10 protein-coding genes are annotated in these 13,063 nt (G+C 66.1%); 4 read left to right on the top strand and 6 right to left on the bottom strand.

The window, feature by feature from the left end; all coding sequences use genetic code 11:
- Positions 1-32: 32 nt before the first annotated feature.
- The 5 genes from VIR09_RS22560 to VIR09_RS22540 all read right to left on the bottom strand — a co-directional run bounded on the left by VIR09_RS22560 (position 33) and on the right by VIR09_RS22540 (position 3,583).
- Entirely contained in the window at positions 33-212 is a 180-nt protein-coding gene (locus VIR09_RS22560) for a hypothetical protein (RefSeq protein WP_332014870.1), read from the bottom strand.
- A 111-nt stretch (positions 213-323) separates the two neighbouring features.
- Entirely contained in the window at positions 324-590 is a 267-nt protein-coding gene (locus VIR09_RS22555) for a hypothetical protein (RefSeq protein WP_332014869.1), read from the bottom strand.
- Positions 591-629: 39 nt separating this feature from the next.
- Complete coding sequence (locus VIR09_RS22550; RefSeq protein WP_332014868.1) at positions 630-1,712, bottom strand: flavodoxin family protein; 1,083 nt, start codon at positions 1,710-1,712, stop codon at positions 630-632.
- A complete protein-coding gene (locus VIR09_RS22545) occupies positions 1,709-2,299 on the bottom strand; it encodes a low affinity iron permease family protein (RefSeq protein WP_332014867.1) in 591 nt (196 codons plus the stop codon). Before VIR09_RS22545 ends, VIR09_RS22550 begins: the two co-directional genes overlap by 4 nt.
- 60 nt (positions 2,300-2,359) lie before the next feature.
- A complete protein-coding gene (locus VIR09_RS22540) occupies positions 2,360-3,583 on the bottom strand; it encodes an FAD-dependent monooxygenase (protein WP_332014866.1) in 1,224 nt (407 codons plus the stop codon).
- 138 nt (positions 3,584-3,721) lie between these two features.
- Here VIR09_RS22540 and VIR09_RS22535 point away from each other — a divergent pair, with 138 nt between their 5' ends.
- Complete coding sequence (locus VIR09_RS22535; protein ID WP_332014865.1) at positions 3,722-4,651, top strand: LysR family transcriptional regulator; 930 nt, start codon at positions 3,722-3,724, stop codon at positions 4,649-4,651.
- A 30-nt stretch (positions 4,652-4,681) separates the two neighbouring features.
- Here VIR09_RS22535 and VIR09_RS22530 read toward each other — a convergent pair whose 3' ends face one another.
- Positions 4,682-5,500: a hypothetical protein gene (locus VIR09_RS22530; RefSeq protein WP_332014864.1), complete on the bottom strand. Its 819-nt coding sequence runs from the start codon at positions 5,498-5,500 to the stop codon at positions 4,682-4,684.
- A 274-nt stretch (positions 5,501-5,774) separates the two neighbouring features.
- Here VIR09_RS22530 and VIR09_RS22525 point away from each other — a divergent pair, with 274 nt between their 5' ends.
- The 3 genes from VIR09_RS22525 to VIR09_RS22515 are packed head-to-tail and all read left to right on the top strand — an operon-like array spanning position 5,775 to position 13,050.
- Positions 5,775-8,543, top strand: a complete 2,769-nt coding sequence (locus VIR09_RS22525) for an ATP-binding protein (RefSeq protein WP_332014863.1) — start codon at positions 5,775-5,777, stop codon at positions 8,541-8,543.
- Positions 8,543-9,763: an EAL domain-containing response regulator gene (locus VIR09_RS22520; RefSeq protein WP_332014872.1), complete on the top strand. Its 1,221-nt coding sequence runs from the start codon at positions 8,543-8,545 to the stop codon at positions 9,761-9,763. The genes VIR09_RS22525 and VIR09_RS22520 overlap by 1 nt, the downstream gene beginning before the upstream one ends.
- Before the next feature lie 11 nt (positions 9,764-9,774).
- Complete coding sequence (locus VIR09_RS22515) at positions 9,775-13,050, top strand: hybrid sensor histidine kinase/response regulator (protein WP_332014862.1); 3,276 nt, start codon at positions 9,775-9,777, stop codon at positions 13,048-13,050.
- Positions 13,051-13,063: the final 13 nt, after the last annotated feature.

Genomic DNA, 13,063 nt, shown 5'->3' with positions numbered 1-13,063 from the left:
CTTTGCGCGGGCGCGCAGCCCGGGGCTCGAGGCTATCGGTCAGCCGAGCCCTCGGCGGCGTTGTCCTCGGACGTCGTGTCGGCGGGCTCGATGTCCTCGTCTGGCACTTCGTCGCCCTGAGCGCTGTCGCTGGCGTCGTCCGGGTTCACCGGCGGCGGACGATGGGCCGCAGTCCCGGGTGGCGGCACTGACGCCATCGTTATCGGATGCAAGGCCAACTCGAACTGGATCTGGGGCATCGCGTCACCTATCAGGAAGTGCGGCGACATCCGCCGCAGTCCGGAATCAGCAAGCGCCATGCCACCAAGCCGGCGCCAGAGGCTTCAGAAGCGCGGATTCTTGCCGAATGGCACTTCCGTATCCGTCGGCTTTTCGAACGCCGCCGTATCGCCGTTCAGATCCGCCACGTGAATCTGCGCCAGCCGCGTCGCCTCATCGATGGCCACCTGGGCCGAAACGAAGCGCTCCTCGATGGCTATCCGCTCTTGCGGCGCTCCCGCGAGCGGCGGAACCAGCACGTATCCTATGCTCCAGCTGCCCTGGTCCTCGATCGGACGCTCAAGCTCGAAATCCCATTTGGCGTTTTCCATGGGGCCTCCTGTCTATTCCTGCTTTCATGCTACTGCGGTTTACTTGGGCCGGGGATTGCGGATGCCCTGGTCCTGCGCGGCGAATTCGCCCTGCCGCAAGCGCGGCAGGAAATTAGCCATGGCCCGTGCCACATTGCGTACTTCCTGCTGTATCGCCAGATCCTGGTCCAGATCGTCGTGGCTGGTGGCGTACGGACGGTAGTAGCTGATGTAGCGGTCCAGCCGCGAGGCGGCGCCCGCGTCGATCAGCCCCATCCAGTCCAGCCAGTCGGCCAGCCCGCGCCGCTGCGATTCGATCCCGGCCACGTCCCCATGCACCACCAGGCCGTAGGCGCGGCCGGCCAGATGCTTGGGGTACGGCCAGCCAGCCAGTTCGACCTGCTTGGCCTTCAGCGGGTCCTTGCCGCCGGTCAGCGTGGGATCGGGGTTGCCGCCATCCGCGCATACCAGCCTGTCTATCATCAGCTTCAAGGGACTGGGCGATTGGTACCAATACGTGGGCGCAATCAGGATCACGCCGTGGGCCGCGACCCATTGCTCGTAGATGCCGGCCATGGCGTCGTTGTCCTGTCCCAGCGAGTGATTCGGGTAACAGCTGCACGGCCAATGGCACAAGGGCATCGCGGTCGACACGCAGCCTTTGCAGGGATGGATCTGGTATTGGTACTCGGAAGTCAGGCGGCTGAGGTCCAGCAAGTCGGTCTGCACGCCAGCCGCCTGCAATTCGCTCAGGACGATGCGCGCCAGCCGCCAGCTCTTGGAGACCTCGCCCGGACAGGTGCCGTCATTGCGCGCGGCGCCGACGACGACCAGCACGCGCGATGCCGCGCCCGGATCCCGCTGCGCCACGGCGGCGCGCTCCAGCCGGTCGCGCGTTTCCTTCCATTCGACCGACAAGTCGTAGTCGGGATCGGCGTAGCCCGGCCCGGCCTTGACGGTGACGGGCGACTTGCGGCCCTCTTCATAGGCGTTCCAGGCGATCGCTTCCAGGCGCTCCAGCGCCTCGCGCTCGCCCTGGAAGGCCGGATCGTAGAAGCGCCGCATGAAGCGCAAGCGAAATTCCTCGCGCGCGAGCGGGCCGGCGTACTGTCCCTTGCGCACCATCGGTTTGGTCTCGGTCATGGCTGTCTCCGGCTACGCAGGCGCTGGCGCCGTTCCTGCCTGGCGCGCGCCGTGCAGGCGGCGGCCAGGGCCAGCAGCTTGTCTTCGTCCAGGCGCTCGGCATCGACCAGCCTTTCGTCCGCGCCCTCGAGCGCGATCAGCAGTTCGTCCAGCTTCAGATGCAGCGCCTCGCTATCCTTGTTCTGGCTCTGCTGGATAAGGAAAACCATCAGGAAGGTCACGATAGTCGTCCCGGTATTGATCACCAACTGCCAGACTTCAGAATAGGCAAAGGCCGGCCCGGACGCGCCCCAGATGATCACAGTGATGAGCGCCAGCCCGAACGCGATCGGCGACCCCGCCCACCTCGTCACATGCGCGGCGAAATGATCAAAAAAACGGGATATGGGATTGGCGCGGCCGGCTGAGGCGCGGCCAGCTGAGGCGCGCCCGGCTACGGCTCGGCGGACTTTGGCCCCGCCGACTTTGGCCCCGCCGACTTTGGCACGGCTGGCTGCGGCATGGCCGGCTGAGGCGCGGGCAGTACCCTCGGCGCGGTCCGATCGCTTACCGGGTGACTGCCGTTTGGAAATGCGAGTGCTCGGCATGGTGGTGTTCCAGTCCAACCGGACATGACAATCAGCAAGCCGCGTGCCCGCGCGCCCCCTTCAGGCGCGGTACAGGCTGCCGAAGCCGACTTCCTCCTCCGCCGATACTTCCAGACCGCCGGGCATCGGCAAGCCTTGCGACCATCCTCCCGCCAGGGCTTGCGCGTCACGAAAGGGATCGGACGCCTTGGCGCGCTCGTCCCGCATGCGGCAGGTTGCGGGATCGGTGGCGAACAGGCCGCGCGCAAACATCCGCGCCTGTTCGATCAGCTGCGTCGTCTTGGGAATGCGTATCCGGGCAAAGCCACGCAGCGCTGCATCCAGCCCCTCGTCCGCACCGTCCAGGCATCGCGCCAGATGCCAGGCATCCTCCAGCGCCTGGCACGCGCCCTGCCCCGATGTCGGCAAGGGCGCATGGGCCGCATCGCCCACCAGCAGCACATTGGCGCGGTGCCAGGTTTTCAGGGGCTCCAGATCATGCACGGCGATCAGGTGGATGGCATGCGGCGGCGTTGCGCGGATGATGCGAGCGACAGGCTCGGGCCATCTTTCGAACAACCCCTCGACCTCATTGCGCAGGTCCGCCGCGGGGCCCGCCGGGGGAATGGGCCGCGTCTGTGCCGCTGCCCAATAGACCATTCCCCGCCGCACCGCCACGGCGCCAAAGCGCTCGCCCGCGCCCCAGTAGTCCTGGATGGCTATTTCGTCGACCAGTGCGCCCTCCGCCTGCGCCACGCCTATCCAGTTCACGAAGCCCTGGTAGACCGGCGCGTTATCGCCCGCAACGAATCGGCGCGCCACCGAATCCATGCGGCCGTCGGCACCGATGAGCAGGTCCGGGCAGATACTCAGGCCGTTATCGAACCGCGCCATGGCCCGGCCATCCCCATCCAGAGCGACCGCCACCGCCCGATGCCCATACGCCACCGGGATTCCGGCCCGCGCCACATGGTCCAGCAGCACCGCCTGCAGATCCCGGCGCAGAATCGTGTGGGTGGGATATCCCATCATCCGGTCCAGCAACGCGATATCGAGGCCACCCAGCGGATTGCCCGCGGCATCCTGGCGGCGCATTGCCACCGGTCGCCCGCCCACCGCCGCGATGTCTTGCAGCAGCCCCAGTTGCTCCAGCACAAAGCCGGCGTTGGGCCAGAGCGTCACGCCGGCCCCCATGGTCGCCGGCCCTGCCCGGCGTTCATAGACCCGCGGCTTGTGCCCCTGCCTGCGCAAAGCCAGCGCCACGCTCAAGCCCGCAATGCCACCGCCCAATATTCCAATTTCCACGCTGAAGCTCTCCTGTAAAAACCGCCTCGACGCACCACCGGCGGCGGCTCGTCGCGCCATGACGGCATCTTAGATTCCGCCACCAGGGAGAACTAGCATGTAAAAATGGGACGTTTTAGTATCTCAAACGGGATAATCATGCGCGCTGCGCTAGACCTGAATGCCGTCCGCGTCTATGCGGCGGTCGTCAACGAACAGAGCTTCGCCGGCGCGGCCCGTCTGCTGGCCCTGCCCTCATCCAATGTCAGCCGCCACGTCGCCTCTCTGGAACGCAGGCTGGGCGTCCGCCTGCTGGAACGCAGCACCCGCCACCTGCGCATGACCGAAGCCGGCAGGCTGCTGTACGAACGCGCCAACCCTCTGCTGGACGTCTTGCTCGCCACCGAGGAAGAGCTCGGCGCGGTGCAACGCGAGCTGCGGGGCCCCTTGAGAATGTGCATGCCCGGGGAGGCGCCAAGGCTATTGGCTCCCATCCTGGCCGAGTTCTGCAGCCTGCATCCCGGCGTGGAACTGGAGTGCGACACGCGCATGACTGGCCTGGAGGCGCTGCGGGAAGACGACGTGGACCTCGCCATCGTCTTCCATCGCGGCCGCCAGGACGACAGCGCCTTCATCACCCGCGAACTGGCCACGCTGCCCAGCATCGTGGTCGCCGCGCCTGCTCTGCTGGCCAAAACCGGAACGCCGCGCCACGCGCGGGAACTCAGGTCGCTGCCCTGCATCACCACCCTCAGCGCAATCAAAGGCCAGCCCTGGCAGTTTGTCGATGCCGCCGGCGACATCGTCAAAGTCCCGGTCCGCAGCCGCTACCGCGTCAACAGCGGAGAACTGGCAGGAGCAGGCGCGCTGCAAGCCATAGGTTTCGCGATTCTGGCGGCCTTTGCATGCCAGGACGACCTGGCTGCGGGCCGCCTGGTGGAGGTGCCGCTGGATTTGCGGCCTGCGCCGCTGCAATTGCTGGGAGCTTATAGCCATCGCCATTCGGTGACTGCGCGGGTACGGGCGTTGCTGGAGCTGATGCAGCTGCGCTTGAGGCCGGCGGCACGAGAGGCAATCGCCAAAGTCTGATGATGCCCCGTCATGCGCGCTTAGTCGCCGCTAGGCAGTCTGGCCGGCCGCCGGCTGGCCTGGACCCGCTTTTTCCCCCAGCCGGAATGCGCGCCAGTCGGCGCCGGGGCCAGACAGCCAATGCCGGATGTAGCACAGGCTCAAGGCGGTGCTCAGCACGTCTCCCTGGAAGCGCAGATCAGGTTGCGGCCGCAGCCAATTGAAGTCCTCGATGGTCCGGATCTTGCTCGCAAGCACCTTGACCCCCATTCTGGACGCGTGCCCGAGCAAGCTGAAGAATTGCTCCTGAAGCGCAAAGGTCTGACTGATGCCGGCGGGAATGTCCAGGCGCAAGCCCACGGCGCGCAAGACACCAAATGGCGTGGGCGCGCCGTCCCGGCTACAGGGCATCAGGCGCACGCGCAGCGCGGCCTTGAACTCGCCGTGGCGCCGGAAGACCTCGGCGCCTTCGGCGAGACGGCTGCTCAGCGGGACGTTGAACACGACGCGCGCGCTCGGGTATATCGGCTGCGGCCTTTCCCGCACCAGGCACGCATCCGGCAGCAAATCGCTGCCAACCTTCGCAATGCGCAGATCCCGGCAAAGCTGTTCGGCCAGGCCTGCCTCGGCGTGCACGTTGAGCGGGTGGTCCATGGTCAGCCGCGCCAGGCTGCCGCTCTCCAGGAGAATGCGGCCCGCGGCCTGCAAGGCGGACGCCGAGGCGGCGAGCGACGCGCTCGCGGGCAGCCGGCCCATCCAATCCCCCGCCAGCGCCATTTCGCAGACGGCGCCGCTTGCGTCCAGGATGGGCTGGAGCCTGACCCTGCCGTCCCCAGATGGGCTGGACTGGACCCTATCGTTGTCAATCATGCATGTATTCAGTGATTCTGCCGGCGCGGGAACCGCGCTCAAGTTGCTTGCACCAGAGTACGGGCCGCGGCGTGGCGCTCACATCATAAGATTCTGATTATCCAGGCCAGCCCCGCGCCCCGCGTTCGCGCTCGCCGGCGCACGCACGGTGGACGGCGCCCGGCATTTTCAAAATCTTTTGATGTTCGGCAAGGCCTTCCATTTTTACGATGGGCCCATGCCTGTCCAGGAATCTCGAACCCTCCCGCATGACGATGTCGAAGCAGCCCCCCGGGTGCCGACACTGTTGCTGCATCTGTTTGCCCTTGCGCTCTTGGCGTGCATCGCCGCCGCAGCGGCCTTTTCGCTCTATTGGGCCTTCAGCGACACCGTTTCCGCCTACCGCCGCCAGATGAACGCCGCGGCCTACAACGCGCAACTTTTTTTCGACCAAAGGGAGATCCTGTTGCGCTCCCTGTCCTCGTCGGCGGTGCGCAACACCGACGGCGCGCCGATGTCCCGGACGCCGCGCTTCTTTGGCAACACCAGGCAGATCGAGGTTTTTCCGCTGCAAGAGGAGCAGGACGCCTACGACTGGGCCTTGATCCTCACTCCCCGCGACCTGAACGACATCGCCCTTGCCCACACCCAGCTGATGTACAGCTCGGTGCGCACCGGCAGGACCTCCCTGCTGGTACCGCTGCCTGGGCATGAGCAGAACGAGATGGACCAGGCCAAGCAGCGCTGGATCGCGCGCACGCTGGCGGCGGCCGATCCGAAACTGGACCCCGCCGGCCACCATCCCATCGTCTGGCTCAAGCCGCCGATGGATCAGGCAAACCGGCTTTACCTGTATACCCCCATGGATTCCATGGTGCCGGACTCAGGGTGGATCGGGCTGGAGGTGGTGGATATCGACGCCGCCATGGATCTGTCGCCGCTGGTCGGCGGCAGCTACGCGCTTTACGATCAGGACGATGCGCCCGTCCTGCACAGTGCGGCCGCCACGTTCCTGGCCAAATCCAGTCCGCGCGGCGGGCAAGAGGACTCCTTCGGCTGGTGGGGGCCCGGACTGCTGCCCGAGTATGTGGTGCTGAACAAGTCGGTTGGCGAAGCAGGCTGGCGGCTGGTCTACCACACGCCCATCAGCCGCATCCTCGGCGACACCGCCTTCGCGGTGCAGGCGACGCTGGCCGTCGCGGCGCTGCTGCTCGCGGCGGTGCTCCTGGGCGCTGCGCATATCAGGAGAAAACTGATCGCACCGGCCATACGGCAGTACGAAGCGCTTGCCGACAGCGTATCCCTGACCCGCAAGCTCGTCGAGGTGGCGCCGGTGGGCCTGTGCCTGCTGCGGCGCACCGACAACGCGCTCATCCTGTCCAATGAGCTGGCCCGCCAATGGCTGCTCAGCGACGCCGGCCTGCTGTGCCGCGCGGTCACCTCGGCGGGCCCCGATTCGGCGCGCGAATACGCCTTGCAGGACGGCCGCAACGTGCACATCACGTTTGCCGGCATCACCTACCGCGGCCAGGATGTGGTGCTGTGCGGCATCAATGACATCACGCCATTCAAGCAGGTCGAACGCTCGATCATGCGAGCCAAGCTCGACGCCGACGCCGCGAACCACGCCAAGACCGTCTTCCTGACCACGATGAGCCACGAAATCCGGACCCCTCTCTTCGGCATTCTGGGCACGCTGGAAATGCTCGGCCTGACGGCGGTCGACAGCCAGCAGCGGCAATACCTGGAGACCATGCAGCAGTCGTCATCGACGCTGCTGCGCACCATCAACGACACGCTGGACCTGTCCCGCATCGAGGCCGGCTACCTGAAACTGGAGTCGGAGACGTACTCCCCGGCGGAGCTGCTGGACGCCGTGGTCAGCAGCTATGCCGCGCGCGCCGAGGGCAAGGGCCTGCACCTCTACGCGGTGGCCGACGTGGAGGCACCGGCTTCGGTGCTGGGCGATCTGACGCGCACGCGGCAGATACTCAACAACCTGGTCAGCAACGCCATCAAGTTCACGGATTCGGGCCAGATCGTGCTGCGCTTGCGGCTGATACGACGCGACGCAGAGTCCGCGACGCTGTTGTTCCAGGTGGCGGATACGGGGGTCGGGATTCCGTCGGAACACCACGCCCAGCTATTCGAACCCTACTATCGCGCCGAAGCGGGCCAGTCGGGCGCCGTTCCCGGCACCGGGCTCGGGCTGGCGATCTGCGCGCGCCTGTCTGAAATGATGGGCGGCACGCTCCAGGCTGTCAGCGAACCCGGCCTGGGCACGAGCATATCGCTTGAACTGACCCTGCCACTGGCCAGCGGCGCCCGCGATGACGCGCAGACCCAGCTGGACGCCACACCGGTCTTCGTGCGCGGCGCCGTGAACGAGGTCGTCAACAACCTGTGCCACTGGCTGCGTCATTGGGGGGCCTTGGCCCTGCCGTACAAAGCCGACGATCACAGCCGCGCGCAAGCCAGCGTGCTGGTGGATGCCTGGCCGCCGGTCCCGAACCCGGCGTACTGGACGCACGCCCGTGTGATTGCGCACCCTCCTGGCACGCGGCCCCGCCAGGACCAGGCGCGCAACAGCTGGATAGCCAACGCCTACAGCCTGGCCGACATCGCCGCCGCCGTGCGCCAGGCGCAGGATGGCGCGGCGGCCAAGGAGTCCCTGGAAGCCAAGACCGTGCGCGACGTCCTGGGCATGCACCTGCTGGTGGTCGAGGACAACCTCGTCAGCCAGCAGATCCTGCGGGAACAGCTGGAGCATCTGGGTTGCACCGTGGTGCTGGCCAGCAACGGCCGGGAGGCCTTGGCCCGCCCGGACGTGACAGTCTTCGACGCCATCCTGACCGATCTCCAGATGCCGCGGATGGATGGCTATGAACTGACCCAGGCTCTTCGAAGCCAGGGCTACGCCCGTCCCATTCTCGGCATCACCGCCAACGCATTCACCGAAGACCTGCGGCGCAGCGCCGCCGCCGGCATGACCAAGGTCTTGCTCAAGCCCTTGCCTATTGACGCATTGCGCCAAGCCCTCGTTGCCCTTAAGGAAGTTTCATGATGACGCAGCTCGCCGACTACAGGATTCTTATCGTGGAAGACCACCCCCTCCAATGCGTCCACATGACGACGCTGCTGGAAGCCGCCGGATTCGCTCCCGCGGACGTCGCCACTTCCGCCGAAGCCGCGCTGGAGATGATCGGCGCAGCGCCATATCACCTGGTGCTGATAGACCTGAACATGCCGGGCATGGACGGCGTGCAATTCATCGACCGGCTCGCCACGCTGCATCACAATCCCATGCTGGCGATCGTGTCGGCGTGTCCGCGCCGCATCATGAACAGCGTGGCGCTGATGGCGAAGGAAAAAGGCCTGGCCGTGTTGGGCACGTTTGCAAAGCCGCTGACGGCGGACCACGCCCGGCAGTTGACCGGCCAACTGCGGCAAAGCCGGACCGAACCGCGCGGCCCGGCTTTGCGCGCCGATGTCGACGCCTTGTTCGACCGGGACACTCTCGAACATGCATTGCGGCAGGGACAGCTGCGCGCCTGGTTCCAGCCCAAGAAAGCGCTGGCCAGCGGCCGCATCGTCAGCGCCGAAGCGCTGGTCCGGTGGCAGCACCCCGAATTCGGATTCATGTTACCGGGGTCATTCCTGTCCGCGGTGAAGCGGCACTCGCTGGACCGTGCGCTGCTCCTGCGGATGCTCGGGGATGCCTTGGCGGCCTATACGCGCTGGCGCCGGGAGGGATACCGGATGCCCGTCTCCGTAAACCTGCCGACCCAGCTGCTGGACGACCCAGACCTACCCGACGAACTCGAGCGCATCGTACTGGCCGCGGACGTGGCGCCGCAGGAAATATCGTTTGAATTGCTGGAAGACGAGACAACCTCCATCCAGGGCCAATACTATATGGGAGCGAGCAGATTGCGGCTCAAGGGATTCGGCTTGGCGCAAGACGATTTCGGCATAGGATATAGCTCCATGTACAGCTTGATATGCACCCCGTTCACCGAATTGAAGATCGACCGGGCCTTCGTCAGTGGCGCTGCCGACGACGAGGGCCGCGCTGCCGCACTGGTGTCTTCGGTCCAGTTGGGACGCCAGCTGGGACTCCAGATCACAGCCGAGGGCGTTGAAACCGGCAAGGACCTGGAATTTCTCCGGCGTATCGGCTGCGACTGCGCGCAGGGCTTTCTGATTTCCGCCGCGCTCGACACAGACGCCTTCAGCGATCTGCTGGCCCTGGAGCGCCAGGCGGTGAACCCCCCCCAACCTTGAAGAAAACGTTCATGCCCTTGCAGGACACGCCATTCGGCAGGATTACGCGCACGTCGCGCTGGTTGAACCTGGCCTTGTTCGGCATACTGCCGCTGGCGCTGGTCCTGGGCAGCGCGCTTTTCTGGGGCCTGCAGCGCATCATCGAGCAAGAGCGCGAACGCCTGAACCTGGATTTCACCATTCTCGTCGGCTATGTCCACGCCCAGGAGCAGTTCCTGAACAAGCTGCGCTCGAATGGCGCCTCGCTGCCCACCGAAAACGCCTCGGCCACGATTTCCCTGCACGCGAAGAGCGTGCGCGAACGCTTCGGCATGCAGCTTCTCGATGGGCAGAACAGCAGCGCGGAAATGGCGTTCTCCCTGGCGTGCGAAGACGCGGCAGACTGTCCCACGTCCGGCCGCCGCCTGGCAGGCCTGGGTGTCTATCTGGCGGATTTTTATTCGACCTACTGGGCATCGTCCTATTACCCCGCGTCCACCAGCTTCCTGGTCAACCAGAACGACAGCATCAGCCTCAGCGTCCCGGCCGTCGACGCGCCGTCCGGCTACGAGATGCTGACCCCGCGGCACTTCCTGGCGGCCACGGACGCCATACGCACGGAATTGCGCCAACTGGATGCCGTCCAGCAGCGCTTGATCGATCAGGACCTGCCCGGCCAGCCAGGGCTGGCCAGCGCCGGCCGAGTTCATTGGTTCCGCACGCCGGAATTGCCAGGCAGCATGTTGGGAATGATCTACGCCAACGTGCCGCAATCGGCATGGAGCGGCAGGCCGGGGACTACGCCCGCCATCTATGCCGCCACGCTGTTCAGCCACCACCGCATCAGCATCTTCGAAAAAACGATGAGCCGGCCGCTGTATGGCGGATTCTGGCTGTCGCACCGCGAAGCCGGCGTGTTGCTGGGCGACGGAAACCGCCCGGAGGTCAACGAGAACGGGCTGCACTATACGGCCGACGGCCTGGTGCTGCGCGTGACTGACTCGACCGGCATCTGGACCGGCGTGTACCGGGTCGATTACCCCGTTTTTTTCCAGGACAACCTCTGGCTGCCGCTCACCGCCGCCCTGCTCCTGCTCTTGAGCCTGGGCGGTGGCATTGCCTTCGTGCGCTGGTTCAACCGCAGCGTGCTCGCGCCCGCGCAGAATGCCCAGCACAAGATCGTCGAAAGAGAAGAATTCAGCCGTACGCTGATCGAGACCGCGCCGGTGGCGCTCTGCCTGCTGGCGCGTCCGTCCGGCGACATCGTCTTCGGTAACGGCCTGGCGCTGCAATGGCTGGGAGTCGAAGCCGGCCGGCCGCTGGAAAACACGCCGGAGGCCAATCTGCTGCTGCGCCAGGTGCTGGCGGCGACGGGGCCGGGCACGGTCGCGAGTTTCCACGCCGCCGACGGCCGCCCCCTGTATGTCGCCTACGCGCCGACACGCTACAACAACCGGGATGTGGTGCTTTGCGCCTTTTCCGACATCAGCGCAAGGGCGGCGATCGAACGCGCGCTTGCCCAGGCCAAACGGGAAGCGGACAAGGCCAGCGAAGCCAAGTCCACCTTCCTGGCGACCATGAGCCACGAAATCCGCACGCCGCTCTACGGGGTGCTGGGAACGCTGGAACTGATGGGGCTGACCCGGCTGGACAGCGAACAGCGCCAGCATCTGGAACGCATGCAAAGCTCGTCGGCGATCCTGCTGCAGCTCATCAGCGACATCCTGGACATCACCAAGATCGAAGCCGGCCAGCTCCTGCTGGAGTCCACGGAGTTCAACCCGCGCGAATTGGTGCAGAGCTGCACCAGCGCCTATGCGGCGATGGCGGAGCAAAAAGGGCTGCTGCTGTTCTGTTGCGTGGACATCGACGTGCCTGCCTGGGTGACCGGCGACGCGGGTCGGATCCAGCAGATACTGGGCAATCTGCTGAGCAACGCCATCAAATTCAGCGAGTCGGGGCATGTCATCGCGCGCTTGAAGGTTGCGCGCGCGGCGGCCGACAAGACCGATCTCCTGCTCCAGGTCGTCGACACGGGCATCGGCATCGGCAAAGAGGAGCAGACCCAGCTTTTCGTGCCCTTCTACCAGATCGATGGCGCTTCGCATACGGTGCGGGGCACGGGAATCGGCCTGCCGATCTGCGCACGCCTGGCCAAGCTGATGGGCAGCGAGATACGGGTGACCAGCGAATTGGGGTTGGGCAGCAGCTTTTCCCTGGAATTGCCGCTGCGGACCGTGCCCGGCCAGCCGCTCAATGCGCCCGATCTGAGCGGCGCGCGCGTGCTGGTACGCAGCCCCAATCGGGAACTGACCGACAATGTTTGCCTGTGGCTGAACCGCTGGGGCGCGCAGGCTTCCCCCGCGCCGGCCCCTCTGCCCTTGGGCGCGCCCGACGAGGTTCTGCTGGATGTGCTGTTCAGCGGTCCCGACCTTGATGCCCTGGACTGGGCTGGCCACCACGTGCTGGCCGCCGCCAGCGCCAAGGCGCCCTCCGCCCGCACCATCCGGGTCATACCCGGCGTGGACCAGATCGCCGCCGGCATTCTGGGCGTCTTGCGGGGTGACCGGGCGCCGCTGTCCGGCGCGGCCGAAGCCAGCTTCTTCGCCCCGTTGGAGCTGCGGGTCCTGGTCGCAGAGGACAACCCGATCAATCAGGCGACGCTGCAGAACCAGCTGCAGCAGTTGGGCTGCACCGTGACGGTGGCCCCCAATGGCGCCGAAGCGCTGACGCTTTGGGGGCTGGGAACCTACGACGTGCTGCTGACCGACGTCAACATGCCCCGCATGAACGGCTACGAACTGGCGCGCGAACTGCGCGCCCAGGGCGCCAAGGTGCCCATCATCGGCGTGACGGCGAACGCCATGCGCGAAGAGGAAGAGCGCTGCCTGGCGGCGGGGATGACATCATGGCTCGTCAAGCCCATCGAATTGCGCACGCTGCGCCGCCATCTGCAAGGCCGCCACGCTGGCGCCTCGGGCATCGCCACGGCCATGGCCCGGCCGCCATCCACGCCGGCTGCTGGGACCTTGCCCAAGGCCTCCGTCAAGTTCCGCGCCCTGTTCATCAGCACGATGCAGGCCGATCTGCAGGAGCTGGAACAGACGCTTGCGGCCGCGGATCTGCACCTGCTGCAGAAGACTCTGCACCGCATCCGGGGCGCGCTCGGCGTCGTACAGATGGTCGCCCTGACCCGCAGGCTGGAAGCCCTGGAAGCGGCGCTGCACAACGAAGGGCTGAACGCGGTGACTCTCGGCGAAGCCGAAGCCCTGGCCGGGGCGTTGCGGCGCATGCTGGCGGAAATCTGAATACGGTCGCATG

Source organism: Achromobacter sp. (assembly GCF_036567245.1).
Classification (GTDB): Bacteria; Pseudomonadota; Gammaproteobacteria; order Burkholderiales; family Burkholderiaceae_B; genus Achromobacter.
Note: the sequence above shows the minus strand (reverse complement) of the source record. Positions and strands in the feature narration are given on the sequence as shown.

Bases quoted from the DNA above. Each gene is read 5' to 3' on its own strand.
- VIR09_RS22555 (WP_332014869.1), bottom strand. From the start codon at position 590: ATGGAAAACGCCAAATGGGATTTCGAGCTTGAGCGTCCGATCGAGGAC.
- VIR09_RS22550 (WP_332014868.1), bottom strand. From the start codon at position 1,712: ATGACCGAGACCAAACCGATGGTGCGCAAGGGACAGTACGCCGGCCCG.
- VIR09_RS22545 (WP_332014867.1), bottom strand. From the start codon at position 2,299: ATGCCGAGCACTCGCATTTCCAAACGGCAGTCACCCGGTAAGCGATCG.
- VIR09_RS22535 (WP_332014865.1), top strand. From the start codon at position 3,722: ATGCGCGCTGCGCTAGACCTGAATGCCGTCCGCGTCTATGCGGCGGTC.
- VIR09_RS22530 (WP_332014864.1), bottom strand. From the start codon at position 5,500: ATGATTGACAACGATAGGGTCCAGTCCAGCCCATCTGGGGACGGCAGG.
- VIR09_RS22520 (WP_332014872.1), top strand. From the start codon at position 8,543: ATGACGCAGCTCGCCGACTACAGGATTCTTATCGTGGAAGACCACCCC.
- VIR09_RS22515 (WP_332014862.1), top strand. From the start codon at position 9,775: ATGCCCTTGCAGGACACGCCATTCGGCAGGATTACGCGCACGTCGCGC.